This is a genomic window from Bradyrhizobium sp. ISRA436 (assembly GCF_029910015.1).
In the GTDB taxonomy this organism is placed as follows: Bacteria; Pseudomonadota; Alphaproteobacteria; order Rhizobiales; family Xanthobacteraceae; genus Bradyrhizobium.
This window is the reverse complement of sequence record NZ_CP094520.1, coordinates 139,070-162,720: the sequence shown is the minus strand read 5'-3', so window position 1 is coordinate 162,720 and position 23,651 is coordinate 139,070. Positions and strand designations below refer to the sequence as shown.

23 protein-coding genes and 4 pseudogenes are annotated in these 23,651 nt (G+C 60.3%); 16 read left to right on the top strand and 11 right to left on the bottom strand.

Features of this window, described 5'->3' with window-relative positions; all coding sequences use genetic code 11:
* Window positions 1-119: 119 nt before the first annotated feature.
* A pseudogene (locus MTX23_RS35660) lies at window positions 120-1,036 on the bottom strand (nucleotidyl transferase AbiEii/AbiGii toxin family protein).
* On the bottom strand, window positions 1,026-1,871 hold the full coding sequence (locus tag MTX23_RS35655; protein ID WP_280978622.1) for a type IV toxin-antitoxin system AbiEi family antitoxin domain-containing protein: 846 nt from the start codon (window positions 1,869-1,871) through the stop codon (window positions 1,026-1,028). Before MTX23_RS35655 ends, MTX23_RS35660 begins: the two are co-directional and overlap by 11 nt.
* Window positions 1,872-2,196: 325 nt before the next feature.
* Between MTX23_RS35655 and MTX23_RS35650 the strand changes: the two are divergent.
* The 6 genes and pseudogenes from MTX23_RS35650 to MTX23_RS35625 all read left to right on the top strand — a co-directional run.
* Window positions 2,197-2,364: pseudogene (locus tag MTX23_RS35650) on the top strand (segregation and condensation protein B); the annotation flags it as partial.
* Window positions 2,365-2,502: 138 nt separating this feature from the next.
* The gene (locus MTX23_RS35645; protein WP_280978521.1) at window positions 2,503-2,841 is read left to right on the top strand and encodes a hypothetical protein; all 339 of its coding nucleotides are present in this window, start codon (window positions 2,503-2,505) and stop codon (window positions 2,839-2,841) included.
* Window positions 2,842-2,993: 152 nt separating this feature from the next.
* Window positions 2,994-3,404, top strand: a complete 411-nt coding sequence (locus tag MTX23_RS35640) for a DNA-binding protein (protein ID WP_280978522.1) — start codon at window positions 2,994-2,996, stop codon at window positions 3,402-3,404.
* Between the two features lie 44 nt (window positions 3,405-3,448).
* Window positions 3,449-3,792 (top strand): annotated as a pseudogene (locus tag MTX23_RS35635) (segregation and condensation protein B); the annotation flags it as partial.
* A gap of 215 nt (window positions 3,793-4,007) precedes the next feature.
* Window positions 4,008-5,018, top strand: a complete 1,011-nt coding sequence (locus MTX23_RS35630) for an ATP-binding protein (protein ID WP_280978523.1) — start codon at window positions 4,008-4,010, stop codon at window positions 5,016-5,018.
* Window positions 4,924-7,458 carry a S8 family peptidase gene (locus MTX23_RS35625; protein ID WP_280978524.1) on the top strand — a complete coding sequence of 845 codons (2,535 nt, stop codon included), beginning with the start codon at window positions 4,924-4,926 and terminating at the stop codon, window positions 7,456-7,458. The genes MTX23_RS35630 and MTX23_RS35625 overlap by 95 nt, the downstream gene beginning before the upstream one ends.
* On the opposite strand, the gene MTX23_RS35620 is transcribed toward MTX23_RS35625, so the two are convergent.
* The 4 genes from MTX23_RS35620 to MTX23_RS35605 form a co-directional block, all read right to left on the bottom strand.
* Window positions 7,459-8,145: an aminodeoxychorismate/anthranilate synthase component II gene (locus MTX23_RS35620; RefSeq protein WP_280978525.1), complete on the bottom strand. Its 687-nt coding sequence runs from the start codon at window positions 8,143-8,145 to the stop codon at window positions 7,459-7,461.
* The gene (gene pabB, locus MTX23_RS35615) at window positions 8,142-9,530 is read right to left on the bottom strand and encodes an aminodeoxychorismate synthase component I (RefSeq protein ID WP_280978526.1); all 1,389 of its coding nucleotides are present in this window, start codon (window positions 9,528-9,530) and stop codon (window positions 8,142-8,144) included. Before pabB ends, MTX23_RS35620 begins: the two co-directional genes overlap by 4 nt.
* Before the next feature lie 136 nt (window positions 9,531-9,666).
* Window positions 9,667-10,008, bottom strand: coding sequence for a Dabb family protein (locus MTX23_RS35610; protein ID WP_280978527.1), 342 nt, complete (start codon window positions 10,006-10,008; stop codon window positions 9,667-9,669).
* 169 nt (window positions 10,009-10,177) lie between these two features.
* Complete coding sequence (locus MTX23_RS35605) at window positions 10,178-10,816, bottom strand: GntR family transcriptional regulator (RefSeq protein WP_280978528.1); 639 nt, start codon at window positions 10,814-10,816, stop codon at window positions 10,178-10,180.
* A 124-nt stretch (window positions 10,817-10,940) separates the two neighbouring features.
* On the opposite strand from MTX23_RS35605, the gene bioB reads away from it, so the two are divergent.
* The 5 genes from bioB (at window position 10,941) to MTX23_RS35580 (ending at window position 15,471) form a co-directional block, all read left to right on the top strand.
* Window positions 10,941-11,936: a biotin synthase BioB gene (bioB, locus tag MTX23_RS35600; RefSeq protein ID WP_280978529.1), complete on the top strand. Its 996-nt coding sequence runs from the start codon at window positions 10,941-10,943 to the stop codon at window positions 11,934-11,936.
* Window positions 11,937-11,989: 53 nt separating this feature from the next.
* Entirely contained in the window at window positions 11,990-12,343 is a 354-nt protein-coding gene (gene panD / locus MTX23_RS35595) for an aspartate 1-decarboxylase (RefSeq protein ID WP_280978530.1), read from the top strand.
* A gap of 82 nt (window positions 12,344-12,425) precedes the next feature.
* Window positions 12,426-13,580 carry an 8-amino-7-oxononanoate synthase gene (locus tag MTX23_RS35590; RefSeq protein ID WP_280978531.1) on the top strand — a complete coding sequence of 385 codons (1,155 nt, stop codon included), beginning with the start codon at window positions 12,426-12,428 and terminating at the stop codon, window positions 13,578-13,580.
* The gene (gene bioD / locus MTX23_RS35585) at window positions 13,577-14,209 is read left to right on the top strand and encodes a dethiobiotin synthase (RefSeq protein WP_280978623.1); all 633 of its coding nucleotides are present in this window, start codon (window positions 13,577-13,579) and stop codon (window positions 14,207-14,209) included. The genes MTX23_RS35590 and bioD overlap by 4 nt, the downstream gene beginning before the upstream one ends.
* Window positions 14,206-15,471 (top strand): adenosylmethionine--8-amino-7-oxononanoate transaminase, encoded by a 1,266-nt coding sequence (locus MTX23_RS35580; protein ID WP_280978532.1) that lies wholly within the window; start codon window positions 14,206-14,208, stop codon window positions 15,469-15,471. Before bioD ends, MTX23_RS35580 begins: the two co-directional genes overlap by 4 nt.
* A 281-nt stretch (window positions 15,472-15,752) precedes the next feature.
* Here MTX23_RS35580 and MTX23_RS35575 read toward each other — a convergent pair whose 3' ends face one another.
* A complete protein-coding gene (locus tag MTX23_RS35575) occupies window positions 15,753-16,046 on the bottom strand; it encodes a hypothetical protein (RefSeq protein WP_280978533.1) in 294 nt (97 codons plus the stop codon).
* Window positions 16,047-16,121: 75 nt separating this feature from the next.
* Here MTX23_RS35575 and panB point away from each other — a divergent pair, with 75 nt between their 5' ends.
* The 3 genes from panB to MTX23_RS35560 all read left to right on the top strand — a co-directional run bounded on the left by panB (window position 16,122) and on the right by MTX23_RS35560 (window position 18,898).
* Complete coding sequence (gene panB, locus MTX23_RS35570) at window positions 16,122-16,994, top strand: 3-methyl-2-oxobutanoate hydroxymethyltransferase (RefSeq protein WP_280978534.1); 873 nt, start codon at window positions 16,122-16,124, stop codon at window positions 16,992-16,994.
* A gap of 13 nt (window positions 16,995-17,007) precedes the next feature.
* A complete protein-coding gene (gene panC, locus MTX23_RS35565; protein WP_280978535.1) occupies window positions 17,008-17,859 on the top strand; it encodes a pantoate--beta-alanine ligase in 852 nt (283 codons plus the stop codon).
* A gap of 619 nt (window positions 17,860-18,478) precedes the next feature.
* Entirely contained in the window at window positions 18,479-18,898 is a 420-nt protein-coding gene (locus MTX23_RS35560; RefSeq protein ID WP_280978536.1) for a hypothetical protein, read from the top strand.
* A 193-nt stretch (window positions 18,899-19,091) separates the two neighbouring features.
* Here MTX23_RS35560 and MTX23_RS35555 read toward each other — a convergent pair whose 3' ends face one another.
* From MTX23_RS35555 to MTX23_RS35545, 3 genes and pseudogenes are all read right to left on the bottom strand, one after another.
* Window positions 19,092-20,192 (bottom strand): hypothetical protein, encoded by a 1,101-nt coding sequence (locus MTX23_RS35555; RefSeq protein ID WP_280978537.1) that lies wholly within the window; start codon window positions 20,190-20,192, stop codon window positions 19,092-19,094.
* Window positions 20,193-20,251: 59 nt separating this feature from the next.
* Window positions 20,252-21,350, bottom strand: a pseudogene (locus MTX23_RS35550) (nucleotidyl transferase AbiEii/AbiGii toxin family protein).
* Window positions 21,331-22,074, bottom strand: a complete 744-nt coding sequence (locus MTX23_RS35545) for a DUF6088 family protein (protein WP_280978538.1) — start codon at window positions 22,072-22,074, stop codon at window positions 21,331-21,333. The pseudogene MTX23_RS35550 and the gene MTX23_RS35545 overlap by 20 nt, the downstream one beginning before the upstream one ends.
* A gap of 229 nt (window positions 22,075-22,303) precedes the next feature.
* On the opposite strand from MTX23_RS35545, the gene MTX23_RS35540 reads away from it, so the two are divergent.
* A complete protein-coding gene (locus MTX23_RS35540) occupies window positions 22,304-22,969 on the top strand; it encodes a DUF433 domain-containing protein (RefSeq protein WP_280978539.1) in 666 nt (221 codons plus the stop codon).
* Window positions 22,966-23,382 carry a DUF5615 family PIN-like protein gene (locus MTX23_RS35535; RefSeq protein WP_280978540.1) on the top strand — a complete coding sequence of 139 codons (417 nt, stop codon included), beginning with the start codon at window positions 22,966-22,968 and terminating at the stop codon, window positions 23,380-23,382. Before MTX23_RS35540 ends, MTX23_RS35535 begins: the two co-directional genes overlap by 4 nt.
* 21 nt (window positions 23,383-23,403) lie before the next feature.
* Here MTX23_RS35535 and MTX23_RS35530 read toward each other — a convergent pair whose 3' ends face one another.
* Window positions 23,404-23,610: a hypothetical protein gene (locus tag MTX23_RS35530; protein ID WP_280978541.1), complete on the bottom strand. Its 207-nt coding sequence runs from the start codon at window positions 23,608-23,610 to the stop codon at window positions 23,404-23,406.
* Between the last annotated feature and the right edge of the window lie 41 nt (window positions 23,611-23,651).

The following is a 23,651-nucleotide window of genomic DNA, read 5'->3' as shown; positions in this document are numbered from 1 at the left end:
GTCCGAAGTATGATGTAAATTTCAGTCACAGGCAAGGACATCCGAAGCTCGCTACATTCTTCGGACGGAGCAACGACGGCTGATATGGCCTTCATCTCGTCACGCGAATGGATGCGAGGCTATGAGAGTATGCCCTCGATTTCTCGCCGCTGTTCCGCATGTTTCGCCGGGTTCTGTTCCTTCAGTTTCGTGATGTTGAGCAACTTCCAGCGAACGGCCGGGAGCTTCGCGGCCTGAGGTAGGCCGATCGCCTCGAAGTCCGGCTCGCCATCATGCAACGACAGCAAGAAGCGCATCGCCTTCTCGTCAAGCCGCGCGAGGAGGTCGGTCGTCAGCTTTAGTCTCGCTGCCTTCAATTCGTCCAGGCTGACGGCTTCGATCGTCATCCCTTCGAACTCCTTCACGAAGGCCTCGTCGAGCATTGCCAAGGAAGGCTTGACCAGTTCGTGCGGCGGCCTGCCGGAGCTTGCGACGTAAATGAGGAACGTGCGAAACAGCGCGTCAGTCAGACCTTCGTTCTCGTAGAGCAGCTTCACGTTAAACAGATCGCGGATGCTGGCGGTCAACCGCCGCATGCAGCTTTCCGCCGAACAGATCCTCGAACGAGACGACTTGCATCTCCGCGAAACCGAAGGCCTCTTCGACCGACTGACTGACACGCCGTATCTCCGGCGTGTGGACCGTTCCTCGTGCGACGGGCGACGTCTCGATCTTGATCTCGGCGCTGCCTTGCCGGACGAGAACGCGCGTATCGTTGTTGCCGCCGCCCGCAATCCTTTGGACCGTGACACCGCGGAGACTGCGGCTGCAGATCCTCGCGAATGCGTTCGAGCGTCGCGTCGATGCCTTTCAACGTCGTCTCGCGATCCTCGATCGGGAGATAGACGAGATCGATATCGACCGACAGCCGCGGCATGTCCCGGTAGAAGAGGTTGATCGCCGTCCCACCCTTGAGCGCGAAGGCGTTGTGACGGGCGATGAAGGGAAGGGTCCGCACTAGCAGTTCGACCTGCCGCATATATTGCTCACGCGCCATGCGGGGGCTCCTTCGGCATGAGATCGTTTGGAATTGTGACGCGGTATACGGGATGGAGTCGGCCGCCTGGGCTCAACGCCCTGTCGCCCTTGCCGAGATCGACTGCCGAGCTGTCGATGTGCCTGCGCCAGGCATGATTGTGTTTGTCGGCATAGACGAAGAAGAGGCGCTTGGTTTTCACGCTTCGGCACCGGGCCAGCAGCGTCGTCAGCAGTTTCGGGCGCAGATTGGCGAGGCCTTCGAACGCCATATCGATCGTATGGAAGCTCTCGCCTTTCGGGAGCTCGTCGAGCATCTCGAGGATTGCACGTTCGGGGGAGGACATCGGTATCGGCCAGCGCCACGGGTTCTGCGCAAGCCCCGGGTCATCGTCATTCGAGAGGCTGAAATCGGAATTCTCGATGCCGACGGCATCATCACCAAACAGGGCGTTGCTCCTGACCACCACGCGTGCGTCGGTGTGCAGTTTCGACAGCCATGCGGGAACGTCGGCGCCATAAAGATAGAGTGCGAATTCGCCGCCGAACGAAAGATAGTGCGTATGGCCCCGCAGAGAGAGAGCACTGGCCCCGCCGACATGAAATCTGTGCCGCATGAGCCAGAGGGCCGAGAGCAGAGGGATCTTCCATCCGATGGTGGCTTCCGGGGTCGAATCCGGCATGAATGGACGGCGGTACAGGCCCGTCATCACGGGCTCGAGCCAGCCCTGTTTGACGTAGCCGGAGACGGACTGCCGCGAGATGGCGTGACGGCTCATCCAGCCCGTATCCACGAGGAACCCTGGAGGAACCGCCTGCAGGAGCAACTTTAGTTTTTTCTCTTTTTGTCCATTTATATTAGACATTGTACCATAAGTTCAAAGCCAAGGCGAGTTGATACTTTATTAATTATCATATTTAATCAATTCATAATTGGCGTATTTGATTTTTTCCAAAGTTGGACGGGACGAAAGGTGTCTCCTTCGGGCCGGGCCGTTGGCTGCGCCGAAGCCCTGACGGGTCTTCTCCCATCTGGGCCGCCCCTCCCTGACGCAGGGGGCCTCGTTGCGGGAACCCGATGCCGCGGTTCTGCGGTAACCCAAATCATCAAGCTAAGGTGGTCGGGCTCATCCCGGGAGTGTTATCGAAGGACGACAGCGTCACCGTTCGACCGCGCAGGCTTTTGGCTTCGACACCCTACGCGACCTGCCGGACATGGAGATGCTCGAGGAGGCTGGCCTCCTCAGCAAGGACAAGTTGCTCGCCGGGGAGTTTCCCGATCCCATCGGGGCGTCGGATGAGTATGACACTGAGGACATCGCGGCAGGTGTGGCCGCAGGCGAGGAGTGAGCGGAAAGGTTCGGTTGCGACGGCCACAGCTGTCGTCTGATGGGAGATCGTCTGCGACGATTCCGCCTTGCGACTTGAAGGCATGTGCCGGAGTTGTTTTGTTAGACAAAAGCGAAATTTGTTGCACAAGAGCACCCGATGCCAAAAGTCAGCATCAAGAAGTCCACATCCCGCGGCAAGCGATCCATGGTTGGCCAGGATACCAAGATCGGTAAGACCCGGGTTGGTGCGGCCTCGCGCGTGACCGCCATCATGACTGCGGCAGAACATTCGGGGCTGCTCGGAGAGAAAAGGGCGCGGATCGCAGAGCGCACCAGCCCGGAGCTGATCCAGCGGGCGAAGCAGCAGACCGGTATCGCGACTGACACGAATCTCATCGAATTTGCGCTCGCCAGCCTCGCGCTCGACGACAATTTCAGCGAGACGGCCCGGAAGACGATGAGGTCGGTCGACCCCGACCTCAAGCTCGGCTTCTGAGGTGGCAGAATTTGACCTCGCGGCTGCGCTTCGCTGGGCGCGGTTCGATCCCGGCACGACCTTGGCGTGGCGCTCTGACCGCGAACTCCCGTTCCTTGGCGATCGACCCGAGGCAGGGCAGGAGCTTCTGCTCGATACCTGCGTCTACATCGATGGTTTGCAGGCGCGCGCCGCGCGTCGTCGCTGACCTATTGGAGCTTCGCCACCCCAACCATTCGACTGTCGCCATCCAGGAATTGATGCACACGGTCGGCGTGTTGGATCCCAAGCATCCCGGGACGCACGTGGCCATCAAGCAGATCGGCGCCTTGATCGCCAGCATGCCGCTTTACCGCATCTTTGCACCAGATGCGGACATCGCTGGTCGCGCCGCGCTTCTCTCGGGCATGCTATGCCGGCTGCAAGGCTATCGGAACGACGACAAGCTCCGCGCGCTTCAAGACAGAGTTCTATTCCTGCAAGTCCAAAAGGCTGGGTTCACGGTTCTCACCGCCAATGTTGCGGATTTCGACTACCTTCTTCAGCTGGTCCCCACCGGTCGCGTGCTGTTTTATCGACGCTGAGATTGCGAAAATTCCGGTCGTCGCGTGGACAAGAAGCCCGCCATGGCGAGCTCTCCCAGTTCTTCGGCAAGGAGGTCAGCCGCGACCTGATCGGCCACCTGCCGGGTCTCGGATTCATTGCATCGGGGCCGCGCGCGCCCCAGGCCGGTGCTCCCTACACCTACGTCACCACCAAAGGTTCTTCGGGTTCGACACACTGCGCGACTTGCCCGATATGGAAATGCTCGAGGACGCAGGCCTGCTCAGCAAGGACAAGCTGCTGGCCGGGGAGTTTCCAATGGCAGCCGATCTCGCGGGCGGTGACGGTGAGACTTTTGCCCCCGAATCTGCCGGATCAGAAAGTCCTGATGACGACGATCCAGGAAGTGGGATATCGGCGGGTTCGTGAATTGCGCCTTTGACCATGCCCGGAGCGGTTAAGGCGAATAACCGGTTGAAGACCGCGACCGGCAACGGGCGCGCGGCCGAGAACGGCAAGACAATTAAGGACTTTTCGTGTACGATTCGTTTCACGCATTCTTCCGCAAAAGATGATGAAGACTTATGGCTCGCAGTGATCTCCTCATTTCCCTCGTACGCGCCGGCGCGACCGGCGATCGGGAAATGCTGAAGTCGACTGCTGAGGCGCTCGTCGCCGAGGAACGTGCCCAAAATCACCACATCCTGGCTGATCGTCTCGAGAAGGCTTTGTCGGCAGTTCCGGTCACGCCGCCCGCTTTGACCACAGCGGCCAGTCTCACGGGCGCAGGCAAGGATACGATCCTGGAGATCGAGCCGCGCACGCAGATGTCGCAGCTCCTGTTGCCACTGCCTGTTCAAGAGGGCGGTCGGCAATTGGTCGAAGAGCATGTGCGCGCGGACGTGCTTCGAGCCAGTGGCTATGAGCCCCGACATCGTGTTCTGCTTTCGGGACCGCCTGGCAACGGCAAGACCTCTTTCGCCGAGTCAATCGCTGAGGCGCTGGCGTTGCCGTTCTTTGTGGTGCGCTACGATGCGCTCATCGGAAGCTATCTCGGTGAAACAAACGCGCGGCTGAGAAAGCTATTCGACTACGTTCGCACACGGCCGAGCGTGCTCTTCTTCGATGAGTTCGATGCAATCGGAAAGGAACGCGGCGACACACACGAGACTGGTGAGATCAAACGCGTCGTCTCCTTCCTTCTCATGCAGCTCGACCAGCTTCCGAGCTACGTCATCGTCATTGCCGCAACCAACCATGCCGAGTTGCTCGACCGTGCCGTTTGGCGCCGCTTTCAGCTTCGCCTGGGTCTGCCTGCTCCCGACAAGACGCAAATCGAGGCATTCCTCGGCCGCGTGATGGCGCAGTGGCCAGATCAGCCGCGGCTTTCACCGCGGTCACTTGGAGCCAAGCTCGGGTGCGTAAGCTACGCGGAGGCAATCGATTTCTGTCAGGCGGCCAGGCGGCGGCAGATACTAGGCTTGGGGGAAATAGCGATCGATGACGCACTGCATGCGGAATTAAACCTCTGGGCATCCCGAGTGCGACCAGAGGTAATAAATGGCGAGCGATCCGACCAAACCGTTTCTCAGACTAAACCCCGGGCAACCACAGGCAAGGCTTCCCGGCAGACGGGCCGTCGTTCCCCGCCCTAAACCTTACGCTCAAGCCGACCAAGAGCGGCGCTTCGGACAAACGTTCCGGCGTCTGGCCGAGGTGCTCGCGCGTGACCCGGCGGCTCTTGAGTTACGCGCAGATCCAACGGCGTTGGCCCCGGAGCGACTGCTCGTCTTTGAGGTCAGGGGAAGCATCGCCGCTTTCGCCAAGGCCGTCAGCAGAGTCCCGGGCCTCGAATTGATCGATGAGGAAGAACTGCCGACCGATCAGGACACCGCGCCGGTAGCGTACTTGCTTGTTCCGGACGCGCGCGCACTGCGGCAGATTGAGAGTCTTTGGCAAACCTGGGTCGCCGGAAGGGATTTGCCCGACGGCCATACTGCGTGGCGCGACGTTTTCGCCTGTCTTCGCAATCTCCGACCATGGGGACCTGAGGATCGTGTGCAGCCGCTGGATGCCACCATTTTGGGAGAGGAGATTTTCGGCAAGGCGGATGACGAGCAAATTCCATTGGAGGTGGAGATCGTGTTTCGGCCAAACGCTGAAGCAGCGGCATTGAGCGAGGCCAATGTGGCACGCGCGATCGCGGCTTCTGGCGGAACGATCGTTAGCCGGGCGAAGCTCGACGAAATTGCCTATCACGCCATCCTCGCGCGCCTCCCCGTCGCAGCGATCCGCACGATTATCGAGCGATCTGCGGCGAGTTTGGCTGGCGTCGAGCAGGTCATGTATTTGCGCCCCCAAAGCGTGCTCACCGAGATCGACGTTTCCGACACGGTCCCGCTCGCGCCCATTGCTCCGCCACCAGCAGTCGTCAACGATCCTATCCTCGCCCTGCTCGACGGCGTGCCGATGGCGGGCCATCCGCTTCTGCGCCCGCATGTGAGCGTCGAAGATCTCTTCGGCCTGGAGCCCAACACGTTGGTGGCGCAACGCGTTCATGGCTCGGCGATGGTCTCTCTGATCGCGCATGGCGATCGCAACAAGCCGGAGCCGCCGCTGCCGCGACAGATTCATTGCATCCCCGTTCTCGGCCCGGCCGATCGGTTTCCCTCGGACCGGCTGATCGTCGACCTGATCTATCAGGCCATCATGCGCATGCGCGGTCCGGGCGAGCCCTCTGCGCCCCACGTTATCATCGTGAACGTCTCGCTTGGGAACGCTCGCCGGCCTTTTCACGGTCAATTGTCGCCCTGGGCGCGGCTTCTTGATCGGCTCGCTTATCAGTTCGGTATTCTCTTCCTCGTGAGTGCCGGCAATGTCACGGACGGGTTTCCCATTCGAGCGTTTGCCACCAGCCGGGACTTCGAGGATGCGCAGGACAACGACCGCACGCGTGCCGTCATCCGTGCCCTTGCCGACGTCCAGGCCGATCGACGATTGCTCTCACCGGCGGAGACAGTCAACGGCCTTACCATCGGCGCTCGTAACCTCGATTGGGTGTCTGAGGCCGACCGGCCTTTCGCGCGCGCCAATGTGAATCCCTATCCCGCTCTCGACACGGCGAACCCTTCGAGCGCACTCGGGCCGGGCTTCGCCGATGCTGTGAAACCCGACATCCTCATGCCGGGGGCCCGCGAGCACCTGCGCGTCGTACGAAGCGGAGAGGAGATTGTTGTCGTACCGGCCCGCGCAAGCAGGGGCGCCGGTCTGAGGGTGGCAGCGCCTCCGGCCTTGGCTGGAGTGGAAGGCGCCGAAGCCTATACGAACGGGACAAGCGCGGGAGCCGCGATCGCGTCGAGGACCGCGCACAGAATTCACGATGCTCTCGAGGCGGAATACGGCCAGGAATTTCTCCAATTGAGCAACGCGCATCGTGCGGTGTTACTCAAGGCTTTGCTGGTGCATCCTGCAAGGTGGCCAGATGCCACGGCGACGCTTGTCAGAGAACTCCTCGGTCCATTTGGCAGGGGCCAAGCCTCTCGACAGAAGGACAACATTCGACGTTTTATCGGTTATGGCTCCCTTGATCCGGACGACGCCGTAGCATGCGCCGCCGATCGCGCTACGTTCTGGGCCGTCGGATCATTGGGAAATGAGCGCAGCGTCGACATATCTATACCTGTTCCGAGCGCGATCGGCGGGAGAGCGCAGCCACATGCCATCTCCGCGACGCTGGCGTGGCTTACGCCGGTCGTTCCCGGGCGCAAAGCTTATAAGGCTGTGCGCATGAAAATCCTGGACCCGGTCGACATCGGTAGCTTGGGTGTCGCCGCGCACGGAAATCAGCCCGACGGAAACCAAATCAATCGCGGAACGGTATGCACGCGTTGTTGGAGCGGCGATCGCGCCGCGGTGGTGACCCCCGACATGACGCTTTCATTGAGAGTTCAACGCGAGCCTGACGCGAGCGAAACAATCGACGATGCCGTTCCCTTCGGTCTTGCTGTCACTATTGCGATGCCAGGAGAAATCGCTCTTTATGATGAGCTGCGCGCTCGCGTGCGTCCACAAGCGCCGCGAGAACGCGCTCGCTGATCAGCGCTCACGCTTGGTGGCCAATAGCCGAATTGACTCTCCACTTCCGCCCTGATTGCCCCGGACGGAGCCTTCTCTGCGAGCCACTTCGATCGCCTCGTGACGACGGACGGATCGATATGCGAGCTGCAAGAAGTTCATGAGCAGCACGTGCCCTCGCTCGGTAAGTATTGATTCGGGGTGGAACTGCACCCCATAGGTTGGTTGATGGCAATGCGCGAGGGCCATGATCTCGCCTTCGTCCGAACGTGCCGTCACCGCGAGATGCGGCGAGCAGGAGTCATCGAGCTCGACAACAAGAGAATGGTAGCGGCCAACGCGAAGTGGGGACGGGAGGCTCTCGAACAGCCCTCGACCGTCATGCGTTACGTACGAGAAGCGACCGTGCATAGGGCGATGTGCACGTGCCACCCGTCCGCCGAACACGCTGCCAATACACTGGTGTCCGAGGCAGATCCCGAGAATTGGCACCCGACCTGAAAGTTCGCGGACGACGGCCATGGATATCCCGGCCTCCATTGGCGTGCAGGGACCCGGGGAGATGACAACCGCGCGCGGCTTGAGGCCAACGACATCGCTGACGCTGACTGCATCGTTCCGAACCACCTCCGTTGCCTCACCGAGCTTCCGAAAATACCGCGCAATATTGAAGACGAAGGAGTCATAGTTGTCGATGATGACAATCAAGGTACACCGGATGTCTGAAAAGCCGCAAAAATTCGCTGCGCCTTGGCGAGCGTCTCCTCATATTCGGCCTCTGGATCCGACATCGCCGTGATCCCGCTACCGGCATGAAACACGGCCAGGTCGTCGTCGATCGTGACCGTGCGGATCGCAATGTTTGTGTCCATATGCCCGTTGAAACCGATAAAGCCGATCGCCCCGCAATAGACCTCTCGCGCCACCCGCTCGATTTCCGCAATAATCTCCATCGATCGGACCTTTGGCGCCCCGGTAATGGAGCCGCCGGGAAAGCACGCGCGAAGCAGCGTGACAGCGTCCTCGTGCTTTGCAAGTTCACCCGTAACAGTCGACACCAGGTGATGCACTGAGGCGTAGGATTCGAGGTCGCACAGCGCTGGAACCTCGATCGAATGCGCAGTGCAGACGCGTGACAGATCGTTGCGCAGGAGGTCGACGATCATCGTGTTCTCGGCACGGTCCTTCTCGGACGCCAGGAGAATCTTCGCGCGGCGCTGGTCTTCCCTGGAATCAGCGGAGCGCGGGATTGTACCCTTGATGGGGCGCGTTTCGACCTGTCGTCCGTCCAGCTTCAAAAATCGTTCCGGCGAGCTCGATGCAATGGTCAGCTTGCCGTAGCGCAAGAGGGCCGCAAAGGGTGCCGGGTTCAATGACCGCAGCTGGCCGTAGAAGGTGAGCGGATCGAACAGAGGCGACAACCTGGTGCTGAAGCGCTGCGCAATGTTGGCTTGGAACACGTCCCCGGCCAGGATCAAGTCGATGACGCGCTGTGCCGCCGCAACGTAGCCCTCACGGCTGAAGTTCGAATGCCATGCGCCCGCTGTGGCAGGGAACACAATTCGGGACGACTTTGGATTGGCAAGCAGCGCAGCAAACTCGTCGGCTCGACGGCATGCACGCTCGAGTCGTCGAGCGGGATCCTGCTCCGGCCATCCCGTCGAGACGATCCAGCATCTGTTGTCACAGTGGTCGAAGCTGACGACCACGTCATAGAAGTGCAGGATGGATTGGGGCAAACGCTGGCCGGGATTTTCCGGTGCCGGCAATCGCTCCAATGTCCTGTTCAGATCGTAAGCGAGGAAGCCCGCCGCGCCTCCTTGGAACGGCGGAAGATCGGGGCGATGCACTTGGCGGTAGTTGGCGAGAAGGGTGCGAAGAACTCCCCATGGATCGCCCTCGAGGGCCGCTCCGTTCCAACTCGTCTGTCCGTCCGCGATCATCCAAGTGCTGAACGGCTCGCAGCTCAGATATGAATAGCGCCCGAGCAACTCATGCCTGGCTGCGCTGTCGAGAAACGTAAGATGCGGTCGATGCGCGAGACATCGCATCGCGGTGACTGGCTCAATCCACTGCAGTTCGCGGACGTGCATTTTCTCTGTCAATTACAGATGACTGGCGTGCCGTGTGACGCACTGCGGCAGTGATCCCCACCCCAGAGAAGCGCGATGCTCGTCTGGGGTTCGCGAGCTCTTAAGACCGATTTTCAGATGGACCCCTGCTGATCGGTCAGGTGCGCCGAACAACATGGGTTGCCCCTGCCGTTGAAACGAAATGTGCATCTGTTGAGAGATTGTAGTCGGCCGCGAACCGCAGCTCCCGGAGCGGTCGAACCCGCCGGATCGATTCCTGGTACAGATCATGCGCCTTGTAAGCCGCAAGTTCTGTCTCGCTATCGAACTCACCATAGACCACAACGTCAATATCGTTGGCAAGCTGGTCCGTCTTGCTGTTGCGAGCGATCTCGAGCCTGCGTGCATGTGGAATCGTCGTGACAACCGACAGGCCTTCGAGGATCTGGTCGATATGGGCCTTATCCTTGGCGGTAAACAAGACGATGTGACGTATCATGGATGGCCGTAAGCGTGATGTCGAAAGTTGGCGCATAACTATCTTGGGATCGAGCAGGCTGCAATGGCGGCAGCCGGCTGCGCACGTCGCGGGACAAGACGCTCAGTCGTTTGCCAATCTTGCGATGGCCTGCAATCTGCAACGGTACTGGTCAGATCTCGTTTCTTGGTCACGACGCGGGAATGGCTAGGCGCTCAATCGTTTGAATGTGACGTGCGAGGAGGTTGCAGGCTTGATCGACGTTGCGGGCTCGCAATGCTTGCAGAATCAGGCGGTGATCCTGGTTGGACCGCGGTCGCCAGCCGCTACTTCGCGCCATCGCAAACACCAGCCGGGAATTTGCAAGCTGGAGTCCGTCGAGGCTCGCAAGCAGGCGCGGCATCGCGCAGGGCGCCACCAACGCCTGATGAAAAGCGCGGTTGGCCATCTCAAATTCCTGAATCGTCTGGGCGTTGTCTCCTTCAATCAGGGCGAGTTCGATCCGCGCCAAATGGTGAGATGTGACCTTTGGAGCCGCATTGCGCAACGCCACCACTTCGAGCGCGGCGCGCATCTCTGCGATCTCCTTGACTGACTTGGTATCGAGCGGGGCCACCCGCACGCCGCGGCGGGGCTGAGCTACGACGAGATGTTGCGCCTCCAGTTGGCGAAAGGCCTCGCGCACCGGGACATGGCTGGAATTGAATTCCCGCGCGACATGATCCTGCCGGAGTGGAGCGTCGGGCTGCAGCGCGCCGCTGATAATGCGATCACCGATTGACTCGGCGATGCGCCGCGCAACTGTCGCGTTCTCTTTTTCGGTTGTCATAGATTATCTATCATAAAAAGGGATGCGTCCGCCTGTGACATCAACTATCATCAATCCGAAACCGATGATTATAGATAATGGCTTAGATCATCTATGATCGCGCGCGGGAGGGAATGCAAGTCCTATGGTTGCTGCAGCGGAAGTCGAACCGAACGAGAGCAGCAACTGTGTGCCGGTCCGCACGGACTGGAGACGCGCCGAGGCCGAAGCGCTCTATGGTTTGCCGTTTGCCGACCTGATATTTCAGGCGCAGAGCGTTCATCGCAACAACTTCGATCCAAACCAGGTCGAAACAGCAAGCCTGCTCAGCATCAAGACTGGCGGCTGTCCGGAAGACTGCGGCTACTGCTCGCAGAGCGCGCATTACGACACCGGCGTCAAAGCCACCCGCCTGATGGATTGCGCCGATGTCCTCGCGGCCGCGCAGCGCGCCAAGGACGCTGGTGCCGCCCGCTTCTGCATGGCCGCGGCCTGGCGCAGTCCAAAAGACCGCGATCTCGATTCCGTCTGCGACATGGTCAGCGCGGTTAAAGGTCTTGGCATGGAGACCTGCGTCACGCTCGGCATGCTGACGCGTAGGCAGGCCGCGCAGCTCGCCGACGCCGGGCTCGACTTCTACAATCACAACGTCGACACCTCGCCCGAGTTCTACGGCAAGATCATCACCACCCGCACCTTGCAGGACCGCGTCAACACACTTGCGCATGTGCGCGAGGCCGGCATCAAGGTCTGTTGCGGCGGCATCATCGGCATGGGCGAGGGGGGCGAGGATCGCCTCGGCATGCTTGTCCTCCTCGCCAATCTTCCCACCCATCCCGAAAGCGTACCGATCAACCTCTGGAACAAGGTGCCGGGCGTGCCGGTCAATGACACCGCCGAGCGTCCCGATCCGATCGCGCTGGTGCGCCTGATCGCGACGGCCCGGATCATGATGCCGAGGAGTGTGGTGCGTTTGTCCGCCGGACGGCAGTACATGAGCGATGAACTGCAGGCGCTGTGCTTTTTGGCTGGCGCGAATTCGATCTTCATTGGCGACGTGCTGTTGACCACCAAAAACCCGCAAGCCGAACGCGACGCAAATTTGCTGAACCGGCTCGGCATCACGTCCAGCCTTGCCTGAGCAAAGCAGGCTGTTAGCGAGCACCTGCGGGGAAGTTTCAATATAGGTGAGAGATGCAAATTACCTTGATGAAAGGAAAAATCCATCGCGCCTCGGTGACCGAAGCCGATCTGCACTATGAAGGCTCGATATCGATTGATCGTACGCTGCTGGAGGCCGCAGGCTTCCTGATCAACGAACGTGTCGAGATCTACAACATCGACACCGGAGCGCGGTTTGCCACCTATGTGATCGAGGCGCCCCGAGGGTCGGGCATCATAGGCCTGAATGGTGCGGCTGCGCGGCTCGCGATGCCCGGAGACAAGATCATTATCGTTGCATATGCCTCCTTCGATGAGGCGGAAGCAAAGACCTTCAGACCGCGCGTGGTTCTGGTTGACCGCGAAAATCGCATTTTGACGGGTTGAAAGCCAAGAAGCCGAGGTTGGAGCTTCTCTTAGCGGTCAGTCGAATTTCTTGCGCGATTTATGGCGAGCCAGGGAGTGAAGAATGCGGCCAATCCATGCGGCCAAAGTTGCCCATTATGTCGCGGCCCTGCATAGCCTGGAAAAGGACAACCGGTTGCGGGGCCTTAAGGCTCGCGCTGGCGTCGATTTTACATCCAACGATTATCTGGCGCTCGCGAGCGCGCCGCGCATGAAGAAGGCAATGTCCGTTGCGCTCGAGTCCGGCACACCGATCGGAGCCGGCGGGTCGCGGCTCCTGCGCGGCAATTGCAGGGAACACGAAGCTCTCGAAGCCGAAGCCGCTCAGTTCTTTGGGGCGGAGACGGCGCTGTTCTTTGGGGGCGGTTATGTCGCAAACTTTGCTGTCCTGACGACGCTGCCGCAGCGCGGCGACCTGCTTGTTCTCGATTCTCTTGTGCACGCGAGCATTCATGAGGGCGCGCGGGCTGGCCGGGCCGAGTTCCAGATCAGCGCGCATAATGATCCGCAATCGGTCGAACACATGATTCGTGACTGGCGGGCTCAGGGCGGAACGGGCCGCGTCTGGATCGTGGCTGAAAGTCTCTACAGCATGGATGGCGATTTCGCCCCGCTTAAAGACCTGGTTGCGATCGCGGACCGGCACGACGCGTTCCTGATCGTGGATGAGGCGCATGCCACGGGCGTCTACGGCGAGCGGGGACGCGGGCTCACCGCGCCCTACGAGAGACGTGAAAATCTCCTGGTGGTTCATACCTGCGGCAAGGCGCTGGGCGCTGCTGGCGCGCTTGTCACTGCCTCCGGCGTACTGCGCGACTTCATGGTCAATCGCTGCCGTCCGTTCATCTTCGCCACGGCCCCCTCACCATTGATGGCTATCGCCGTGCGGGAAGCCCTCTTGATCCTGCAGGAGGAGCCCGAGCGTCAGCAGCGCCTGGCCAAGCTGATCGCATTTGCGCATCGGCAGATCAGTGCGCGCGGTCTCCAGAGTCCTTCGGACTCCCAGATCGTGCCCTACATCGTCGGCGACAATGGCCGTGCGATGCGGCTTGCCTCTGCATTGCAGGCTCGCGGCTTCGATATCCGGGGAATCCGGCCCCCGACCGTACCGGCCGGCACGGCCCGCTTGCGAATTTCACTCACACTCAACGTCGCGGAGGATGACGTGCTTGCAATGCTCGATGCGCTCGCTGAGGAGACGAGGGGTTGGTCTCGATGAGTCAGCGGATCGTGGTGACCGGCACAGATACCGGGATCGGAAAGACGGTGTTTTCCGCAGGTCTCGCCCATCTCCTCGGTGCAAACTACTGGAAACCGATTCAGGCCGGCCTCGAAGGGGAGACCGATACGGAGCTCGTGGCCCGGCTGGGCAGTCTCTCAGCCGATCGCATCGTGCCGGAGCTTTACCGTCTTCGAATGCCCGCTTCACCGCATCACTCCGCCGAAATCGATGGAGTTCGTATCGACGCGGATTCGCTTCGTGTGCCGGACACCGGGGAGCGGCCGCTCGTGATCGAGGGCGCGGGCGGGCTGATGGTGCCGCTTACTGGCGGCACACTCTACATTGACATCTTCGAACGGTGGCGGCTTCCCATCGTGCTCTGCGCCAGCACGCGACTCGGCACCATCAATCACTCACTGCTGTCGATCGAGGCTCTGCGTAAGCGTCAGATCCACATTCTTGGGGTTGCACTCATTGGCGAGAGAAATGCCGAGACTGAGAGCGCAATTTGCGACATTGGGCGGGTGCGTTGGCTAGGGCGATTGCCCTGGCTTTCTCCGCTTACGCCAGACAGGCTGCAGACCATCTTCCAAGGCTCGTTTATTCCCAGTGATTTCAAGCCATGATGCCAAAGAGGAAGTCGCCGATCTGGCACCCGTTCACGCAACACGCGCTTCAAAGCGAGATGACAAAGATTGTGCGCGGCGATGGTGCTTACCTTCACACTGCGGACGGGCGCCGAATCATCGATGCAATCTCGTCTTGGTGGGTGGTGACCCACGGTCATTGCGATCCACAAATCGTGAGCGCGATTCGGGAGCAGGCAGGTAGGCTCAACCAGATCGTCTTCGCCGGCTACACCCATGATCCAGCCGAGGAAGTTGCGGCGCAACTTTTGAAATTCGCACCCCCTGGTCTCGACCATGTCTTCTTCTCCGACAGTGGCGCAGCCAGTGTGGAAGTCGCCTTAAAGATGGCGCTTGGCTATTGGCACAATATCGGCAAGCAGCGAATACGCATTGTCGTAATGCAACATTCCTACCACGGCGATACGGTTGGGGCGATGTCGGTAGGTAGCCGAGGCGTGTTCAACGCGACGTACGCGCCCCTCCTGTTCGACGTTACCTCAATCCCATTCCCCGCGACAGGTCATGAGCAGGCGACGCTCGATGCGCTCGAATCTGCATGTCGACATGAAATTCCGGCCGCCTTTATCGTGGAGCCGTTGATATTGGGGGCGGGCGGAATGCTGATGTACCCCGCCTGGGTGCTCAGAGAGATGAAGCGGATCTGCGAGGCCACGAACGTCCTGTTCATCGCCGACGAGGTCATGACGGGCTGGGGCCGCACCGGAACATTGTTTGCCTGCGAGCAGGCCGATGTCACGCCGGATATCGCATGCTATTCCAAGGGCCTCACGGGAGGGGCGCTTCCGCTCGCCGTGACACTCTGCCGCGCGGATATTTTCGATGCTCACTATTCGAAGGATCGTACGCGGACGTTTTTTCATTCGAGTTCATATACCGCAAATCCGGTGGCCTGCGCCGCCGCAAAGGCCAACCTGGATCTCTGGCAGAATCAGGAATCTCTCCGGCGCGTAGCCGCTGTCGCCACCATGCAAGAACAGGCAATCGTGCCATTCCGCGCCGACTCGCGTTTTGAAAATGTCCGTCGGACTGGAACCATCACAGCGCTCGATCTGAAAACCAGCGATGCGGGCTATCTCGCGGACGTCGGTCCGAAGCTTCAGCAATTTTTCAAGGACCGAAATCTGCTGCTGCGCCCGCTCGGCAATACGATCTACGTGATGCCGCCTTACTGCGTCACGGCGGCCGATCTTGATGAGATCTACGCCGGCATCCGTGACGCTGCTGATGCACTGACCTGAAGGCGCGCTTCGCTCAGCCGGAACTCAACGTTCGACGATTCCGGTGGCGGCGCCGTTTAGTGCTCTACCCGAATTCGAGCCTTGGGCGGGCCTTTGGCGACGGATCCGGGACATGCGCGGCGTAGATGGTGCAAATTCGGCGGGTGTGCTCAAGGTGGCTTCGACGGCAAGCCTCGGCGAGGCCGACGCCGGTGTAGGTTGCGCAATGGATGCAGTAGGCGCAGAGTATGGCTGGAGGTCATGGGTTGAGGGGCCGATGCCATGTCGGATCGATTTCCAATCTACGGGGTCTTCTTGAAACGGCGCGGGCGAAGGTGGTCGTGGTCGGTCTGCACGACCGAAGGCGCACTGGTCATGACGGGGTCAAGAAGCAGCCGATCCGCCAGGTATGACGCCAACAGGGCGCTTCTTCTATTGCTGCTGAGCGCGCCATATCGTTCGCGACTTCCGTTGGGCTCGAGCGAACAAAACTGACTATCCCGGAAGTTCTTAGCTAATGATGGCGCGATCATTAGGAGTTTTTGTTCGTCAGTCTCTAATCTGGAGAAGTAAGTTTCTTTTTCCTCCCTCTCCATTGACAGGTTTCTCCTGCCTTCCCTAGGAAGCGCGGACCCTAGCGATGCGGTCGGTCGGGGGGACCCGGAGCCAAGATGAGCCACATTACAGAGCCGTCCGTCGAACGCGTCACGATTCCAGTTATGCAGCGATGGAAGCAGGAGGGGCGCCGTATCGTCATGACGACCGCTTACGACGCGGTCACATCGCGCATCGCCGACCCCATCGTCGACATTATCCTGGTCGGCGACAGCGTTGGCAATGTTTGTCTTGGATTCGACAATACGCTGCCGGTCAGCGTCGCGATGATGAACCACCACTTGGAGGCGGTCGCACGCACAAGACCCCGCGCCTTGCTGGTGGCCGATATGCCCTTTCTCAGCTTTCACCTGAGCATTGAGGAAACCATACGGAATGCCGGGCGGTTTCTGCAGCGTGGCGCTTTAGCCGTTAAGCTCGAAGGTGGAGCTAAGCGCGTCGAATTGGTGCGTGCCGTCGTCGATTGCGAAATTCCCGTGATGGGCCATCTCGGTCTCACCCCGCAGAGCGTCAATGTCATGGGTGGGTTCAAGGTGCAGGGAAGGACAACCGATGACGCGTTGCGCCTTCTCGATGACGCCCACCGTCTCCAGGAGGCCGGATGTTTCGCGCTCGTCCTGGAGGGCATTCCGGCTGAGCTCGCCGCGCGAGCGACCGAATCCTTGAGGATACCGACCATCGGAATCGGCGCGGGTCCCGATTGCTCGGGGCAGGTGCTGGTATTCCACGACGTGCTGGGCCTGACTAAGGGTCATCGCCCCAAATTCGTACGTGCCTATGCAGAGGGATTTCAGCTGTTGCAGGAGGCGCTGTCGGGCTGGGCTGCCGATGTTCGCAATGGCGCCTTCCCCGCACCACAAGAATCCTATCGGCTTCCGAACGAGCTTCGCGACACGATCGCGAACTGGGCGCCTTCCAACCCGGCCTGATGTGAAGCTCAACATGCAAACAATCACGACCGTCGCCAGGCTTCGCCACGCTCTCGCAGCGGCTCGCAAGTCTGACAAACGCGTCGGCTTCGTGCCGACAATGGGGTACCTGCACGACGGCCACCTGGCACTCGTCGAGGCGAGCCGGGCCCAGTGCGACGTCACCGTCGTTAGCATCTTCGTCAACCCCACTCAATTCGGGCCCAACGAGGATCTCAGCACCTATCCGCGCGACTTCCCACGCGATGAGAAACTCTGCCGCGATGCCGGCGTTGCCTTCGTCTTTGCGCCGGGTGCACAGGAGATCTATCCGGCTCAATTTGAGACCTTCGTCGATCCGGGTGAGCTCGCAAAACCGCTCTGCGGGGCTTTCAGGCCTGGGCATTTTCGTGGGGTGGCGACAGTCGTCTGCAAGCTGTTCAACATGGTGCAGCCGGATGTCGCATTTTTCGGGCAGAAGGATTTTCAGCAATGCGCAGTCGTGCGTCGTATGGCAGTTGATCTCAATCTTCCGATCGAGATCGTCACCGTACCGACTGTTCGGGAGCCTGACGGGCTCGCCATGAGCAGTCGCAACCGCTATCTCAGCGAGGAAGAACGTCGGCGGGCTCTTGCCATCAGCCGTGGTCTGTTCGCCGCAGCAGAAGAATTTTGCTCTGGTGAGCGCGACGTCGAAAGGCTGATTGCAATAGCCAAGCGGCATCTGGCAGCAATTGATCGACTGCAGTACCTTGAGCTTGTCGACGCTGATACTCTCAAGCCCGTCAGGAGTCCGCTCGGACGCTCCGCGGCTCTGTGCACCGCTGCCTATGTCGGCTCGACACGGTTGATCGACAATGTGATACTGTCGTTACCGGTTCCCTAGCGCGTCTCGAGATCAAACGTGGCGCAGCCGTCGTAATCGCGATCAGTCCGAGGCGGCTATCTTCGACTCAGGGCGATGCGACCAATGCCGTCCTCGCCGCCGTCGGCTACAACTTCCGGAGTCTCCTCCGCTGGCTCAGCCTCTTGTTGCGGCAAATCCTGGCCCCTTCGACCCGCCCTTGATCAATCTTGCCTGAAAATCAGGCTTCTTCATGGACGACCAACATAAGCGTGGAGATCGATGGGCAGGCTCTCTTTCCACTATCTCGTCCTGCCGAACTGAACCGCTGCGCCGGTCGGGACGATGTGACTTCATGCGGAGCGGGATGCGTCTGCCGAGTATTGCGCGTTCGATCTGGAAGGCAATATCAGTTGATTCACTCAGGCGGCCAAAGTCGTAGTCGATTGCGGGCAGGCGAGGAGATGGACAGAAGTTGGCCGATACGATCGGGTGGTGCGCCAGAATAATTTATCTGCCAGAGCGATGAATGAGAGAACGAACTGTTAACTCGAGGGTCGCCGACAGCCGCTCCTACAGTTTGCAGTTTTCGTGTCTGGCGCAGGCCCTGATGCTGCCATGTACTGATGCAACTAGTGCTTGAGCCCCTGGAGAGATTGTTATGGCAAAACCCCCTCGAATCATCCTCACGCCGTTTTTCCGCCCTCGCGATGAAGACGCTGAGGAGCAACAGATGTACGTTGCGGGATTCGTCGATGAGGAGGACGAGGCGTGGGGTACGCTGATCCCACTGGAGGCGGAGATGGTCGAGCAAGCCGTTATGGGGCATCAGACATTCGGGGTTTGGTGCAACTCCGACGGCCGCATCCAACCGCAGCCCACTAGCGACGGGCTATTTGAACACCTTCTCGAGAAAGGTCAGTTGAAGGAAACGCCTCTCGACGAACTGGTTGCCGAGGCTATCGAAGAGGGCAGGAATGAACCAAATGATGATATCCTCGACATGTTCGAGACCCTGCATGAACGGCTGGTACGCGCCGCGAGCGCAGTCGCTGACGAGATTGCGCGGCGCACGCGATGAAATCCCGGCGCGTGAGCGCCCAGCGAAAGAGGGATCTTGGTCACCTTTGATAGCCGGCCGAGCGAATGAGGCCAGACCGCGCACAGGCCGGCACGGTATTTTGGGAGGGCTTGCGCCGGATGGAGCCTGTCCTTGTGAAGAAGTAGGAGCGACAACGAGACCAACTTGGGTTCTGGCCGTCACCGATATCCGATCAGAACCCGTAAGATCGTTCGGCCCAGCGCAGCAGCACGCGCGCATCCCGATCGGGTAAGACCACGCGCTGGTCACGCAGGCCCTTGGCGATCGCTAGACCAACCTCTGGCTCAACCCGATTACCATGGGTCATCAAGAAGAACCAACCAAATGGGACGCCGACCTCACGGTCGATGGCTTCAACGCGATCCATCAGGATATGAACCGAGGCGTCGCCAGCGAGAAGCCTCTCTTCCGGCAGGTGCAGCGGGCGCGGGACGAATCCAATCTCGCGCGTGCCTTTGTGGTCGTAGTCGTAAATATCGAGCGCCCAGTGCGCGTAGACGCGCTCGGCCGACGCGCTTGATTCTTCCCAATCCTGGAAGAAGCGATTCTCCCGCGGCACGTACTCGAACCAGTCCGGCACCAATTCAAGAAACGGCGTCTCGGTCCTGCCCTCGCGCGTCACTTCCCGCACCACACGGCGTTCCATCTCCGGCCGCTGCTCCTCGCGCCTCTCGCGCTCAAGGCGGGCACGCCGCGTCAGGAAACTCCGGACATGGACGACGCTGCTGCCCGCACGCCCAAGCATCCGAAAGAGCGGGCCAACGATGACCTTGTCATCGGACATATCTTCGTGTGTGATCCATGACGGATCGAACAATTCGTCCTTGCCCCAAGGACGGTATGTCGGATTGACGACCGGCCCGGCGCGCCATTCGACTTCCCGGCCCAGGCGGATTTGCACATAATCCGCCGCGCCCGGTCCAGTTGGCGCGAAGGCGTACACGCTGTTGCCGTGCCATTCCGAAATCTGAAGGTCGCTCTCGCGCAATCGAGTCCAAAGGGCGCCAATGTCGCCTTTGTCCTTGGCAAGCTCGGCTTCCATCCAGGGCCGGTATTCTGCGATCCGTGTTCCGTCCGCGGCGATCACCCAGCGCGTATCGCGCCAATACTGATCGTCGATGTTCGCCGTCGAAAACGGAAATCCCGGAAACGCCTCTGTCAGCGCGTCGGCCAGCGCCGTTTCGTCAGCTCCCGTTGGAAGACGTGTGAGGACCGCCTCGATCGTGGCGGGATCGGGCAGTCGCACTGGGATGTTCTCTGGAGCTTCACCCATGCCTTGATCCTATCATTGTGGCTCACTGAGTCTTGGTCGTTTTCTCGGGGCAGAGCCCTCTATGCGTTGGGCGGTCCAGCAATCAGGTGTTGCTCGAGCGCTTCGATGCTCGCCATGACGTCCGCGAAGGCGGGCGGCGTACCGAAGATCATCGCTGACATCCGTTCATAGTCAGCAGCGAGTCTGGCCCGCATGTCAGCGGTCGGGACAAGGCGATAGCAGCCAGGCACGGCGCGATCGTACCGGTGATCCGGCGCGCGAAACATCAACTCCTTGTGCTGCCGGCAGGCTTCAGCAAGATCGCGCATCGACGCCGTGGCGACGCCATAGTCCGGATGGGTCCAGATTTGATGGACGTCGTAATAGTGGCGCGAGTAGCGATTGAGGTCGGGCACCGGACGGTCGGGCTTGCCCTTAGCCGCTCGCTTCTCGGTCATTTCCGTCATGGCGTGCAGGATCAGCGCCTTCTCCCAGAAAGTCCGCTCGGGCTTGACCGTCGTCACGTTGCGCACCGTGAGGTCCATTCCCTCTGGCATTTCCGAAGCGATGTAGGGAATGATCTGGCGGGGCTCGGCCGGCTCAGGATCAGGACGCGCACAACCTTCGATGCGGACCGCTGCTTGCACATAGGCGTCGCCGGCATCGAAGACGCCCTTGTAGCCGACGACTAGAATGTCGAGGGCTTCCTTGTTGCGATACGAAGCCGAAGCCGAGTGAGAAATGCCCCGGTTGTTCGGCGGCGCCTTCGACGGCTGCGATCTCCTTCGTTAGCTCTTTCTTGAGTGGACCCGAGATGTATTGCCGCGCGGCCTCGTCGACTTTCTCGGCGAGCGCGCGCTGCTGCTGATTGACGGAGGGGAGGGCGGCGATCTCGGCTTCCAGCGGGACGTGCAAATCGGCCTTGTAGATGCCGATGTCGATGTCTTCGGAAAACCGACGAAGGAGGCCATACGCCTTGCTGAGGCTTGTGCCGCCCTTGAAATAAAGGCCGATGGCATCGTCACCCCGCCGGTTGAACAGGAAGTCGAGTACCCAGCAGACATAGAGGTCCTTCTCGATGTTATGGGCCTCTGTCTCCAGATAGGCGGCAACCGTCGAGAAGATTGTGCGGCGATCGTCGACGCTCGAGCGCAGGATTTCAATGAACGTTTTCTGCATCGTCGCCTTTTACGCCTTCAGGATTCGTCTTGTCGTCGCTATGATCCTCTGCGAGGAGGTTGCGCGTAATCGTCTCCACTAGTGGATACATCCACGCGGGGACCGCACGGATGTTGTCGCGTAGATCCTGCGCGATCTTTGCCCGGTTCGGATCGCGCAACAGATGCCGGACAATTCCATTCACGGCCGCATTGAGGCTCGATCGATCATCCCGAAACCATGTCAGCGCCTGGACCACGCGCATGGCTGGTCGGCCGGCCCAGAACGCCGTCTTGGCCGAAATGCGCTTGAAGTCGAGCTTGTAGATGACGGGCTTGGTCACCTGCGGATCGCCGGCGCTGGCCTGGATCTCGATCGTCCGCGGATAGGTATCGGCATAGATCGTCGATCGCGCCGGGACGGCTGTGGTCAGGCCGAGGTCGTTCGCAGCCGTCATGCCATCGACCAGCACGCGCAGCTTGTCGCGTCGGGCGATGGCGTCGATGAACGAGGCGCGCGGCGGAAACACCATCTTGCCGGTCAGCTTGCTGATACCCGGCTTGTCATAGAGACCGCGGTAGGGCCGGCGGATGTCGCCCCGTTGGGCCAGGCGCTGCAGCGCCTTCTCGATGGCGTTCGGTGTTGCGATGTCGAGAAAGTCGGCCCGCGACCAGACGCCGGCCGGCGCTGTCTGGGCGATCCGGTCATGAATACGATCGAGGGTGTTGGACGTCGGATCGGGCATCTGTTACCAAGATTGTCCGAATATTATATATAAAAATTGGTCAGTGGCAATGCGAGCCGGTCTACTGACCAGAATTTTTATTCAAAATTTGGTCAGTAACCCGAAAAGCGAGTCTTTGTTCCTTCGATCGGCTTCCAGACCCCACCGTTTCACTTCGCTCCTCGGAACGCGGACCGCCCCATTGAAATCCCTCACTCCTCATATATATTCCGACCAATCGGAAAGATTAATGGAGGCCGCCATGGGCGCTGCCGAGGACATGCTGAAGCCGACCGAAGCCGCCGTGGTCGCGCGCGTCGCACTTCGAGACGTCAATCGGGTCATCGACGAGCGCATCCTGCCGGAGGGCTTCTTTTCACTTGATGACGGACGGCGCGTTGCGGCGACCGCCTGCACGCTCATCTCGTTCTACTTCGATAGCGCCAAACGTCTGACCGCCGAGGAGAGGCTGTTCGCCATCCGCGAGGTTGGGAGCCGTCTTCACCGGTTCCGCGCCCGGGCCCTGGCGTCGCTGGTCGAGGAGGATTGGACCGTGCGCGACGAATTCCTCACCATTGACCTGGCCCCCTTCGTCCGGCGGACGAAGGAGCGCTTGGAGCGTTTGTCGGCCGCCCAAGAAATGGTGGTTTCCGATCCTGAGGTTCTCGGGGGCCTTCCGATTGTGCGCGGAACACGCGTTCCCGTCCATGATGTCGCTGCTTCGGTCGTGGCCGGCATTCCGACAAACCGCATCATTGCGGCTTATCCTTCGCTCGATGCGGACAAGATTGAGCTGGCCGCGATCTATGCCGAGGCCAACCCTGCGCGGGGTCGTCCAAGGACGAACGACGAACTTCCTAAGGGCGCCGTCATCGTCGCCGATCGACGAGCTCCTCGCCGCAGGAAGGCTGGATGAAATTCCTGATCGATGAGTGCCTCAGCCCGGAGCTGACCAAACTCGCTCACGGCAGAGGGCACGGCGAGTCCTCGCACGTCGTATGGCTGAGATTGGCCGGCCGAAAGGACTGGGAGCTGAAGCCTCTCATCCTTGCGGGCGACTGGACCTTCGTCACCAAGAACTCCGTGGACTTCCGCGGCCCAGCAGAACGGCCCGGCACTAAAGGCCAATATGCCGACGTCACCATCCACGCCGGGCTTGTTTGCCTCAACGGCCCGCCGAATATGGACCTCGATATGCAGGTCGAGCTTTTCGAGCAGGCGCTGGACGAACTGGATGCCGATGCCGATCTGGTGAACCAGGTGCTGGAAATCACCTCGGAGGACGAGGCCCTCCACGTTCGACGTTATCGGCTTCCCGATATCGATTAGGGCTTGCGGCGCGCGCGACGGTCATTTTGGATCCGGAGGAAACCGGTCGAGCCAGTCGAGCACACTCCGCACGACTAGCTCGGCCGTCTGCTTGGCGTCGCGTGCTTCTTCCGGTCGAAGATCGGGCACGCCGGCAGGATGATCGGACAACATCCGCCCGGCGTGTATGCGTTGGTGCGTTTGAATTAGGTTGTCCGCGGAGGCGACGATCTTGAAGTCGAAGAGCAATCGTTCATGCTGCCGAACGAGGAGGTCCTGAAGGTGAAGGT

Excerpts from the sequence above, each read along its gene's own strand:
- MTX23_RS35645 (WP_280978521.1), top strand. The coding sequence starts at position 2,503 with ATGCCAAAAGTCAGCATCAAGAAGTCCACATCCCGCGGCAAGCGATCC.
- MTX23_RS35640 (WP_280978522.1), top strand. The coding sequence starts at position 2,994 with ATGGTTTGCAGGCGCGCGCCGCGCGTCGTCGCTGACCTATTGGAGCTT.
- MTX23_RS35630 (WP_280978523.1), top strand. The coding sequence starts at position 4,008 with ATGCTGAAGTCGACTGCTGAGGCGCTCGTCGCCGAGGAACGTGCCCAA.
- MTX23_RS35625 (WP_280978524.1), top strand. The coding sequence starts at position 4,924 with ATGGCGAGCGATCCGACCAAACCGTTTCTCAGACTAAACCCCGGGCAA.
- pabB (WP_280978526.1), bottom strand. The coding sequence starts at position 9,530 with ATGCACGTCCGCGAACTGCAGTGGATTGAGCCAGTCACCGCGATGCGA.
- MTX23_RS35610 (WP_280978527.1), bottom strand. The coding sequence starts at position 10,008 with ATGATACGTCACATCGTCTTGTTTACCGCCAAGGATAAGGCCCATATC.
- MTX23_RS35605 (WP_280978528.1), bottom strand. The coding sequence starts at position 10,816 with ATGACAACCGAAAAAGAGAACGCGACAGTTGCGCGGCGCATCGCCGAG.
- bioB (WP_280978529.1), top strand. The coding sequence starts at position 10,941 with ATGGTTGCTGCAGCGGAAGTCGAACCGAACGAGAGCAGCAACTGTGTG.
- panD (WP_280978530.1), top strand. The coding sequence starts at position 11,990 with ATGCAAATTACCTTGATGAAAGGAAAAATCCATCGCGCCTCGGTGACC.
- MTX23_RS35590 (WP_280978531.1), top strand. The coding sequence starts at position 12,426 with ATGCGGCCAATCCATGCGGCCAAAGTTGCCCATTATGTCGCGGCCCTG.
- bioD (WP_280978623.1), top strand. The coding sequence starts at position 13,577 with ATGAGTCAGCGGATCGTGGTGACCGGCACAGATACCGGGATCGGAAAG.
- MTX23_RS35580 (WP_280978532.1), top strand. The coding sequence starts at position 14,206 with ATGATGCCAAAGAGGAAGTCGCCGATCTGGCACCCGTTCACGCAACAC.
- MTX23_RS35575 (WP_280978533.1), bottom strand. The coding sequence starts at position 16,046 with ATGGAGAGGGAGGAAAAAGAAACTTACTTCTCCAGATTAGAGACTGAC.
- panB (WP_280978534.1), top strand. The coding sequence starts at position 16,122 with ATGAGCCACATTACAGAGCCGTCCGTCGAACGCGTCACGATTCCAGTT.
- panC (WP_280978535.1), top strand. The coding sequence starts at position 17,008 with ATGCAAACAATCACGACCGTCGCCAGGCTTCGCCACGCTCTCGCAGCG.
- MTX23_RS35560 (WP_280978536.1), top strand. The coding sequence starts at position 18,479 with ATGGCAAAACCCCCTCGAATCATCCTCACGCCGTTTTTCCGCCCTCGC.
- MTX23_RS35555 (WP_280978537.1), bottom strand. The coding sequence starts at position 20,192 with ATGGGTGAAGCTCCAGAGAACATCCCAGTGCGACTGCCCGATCCCGCC.
- MTX23_RS35545 (WP_280978538.1), bottom strand. The coding sequence starts at position 22,074 with ATGCCCGATCCGACGTCCAACACCCTCGATCGTATTCATGACCGGATC.
- MTX23_RS35540 (WP_280978539.1), top strand. The coding sequence starts at position 22,304 with ATGGAGGCCGCCATGGGCGCTGCCGAGGACATGCTGAAGCCGACCGAA.
- MTX23_RS35535 (WP_280978540.1), top strand. The coding sequence starts at position 22,966 with ATGAAATTCCTGATCGATGAGTGCCTCAGCCCGGAGCTGACCAAACTC.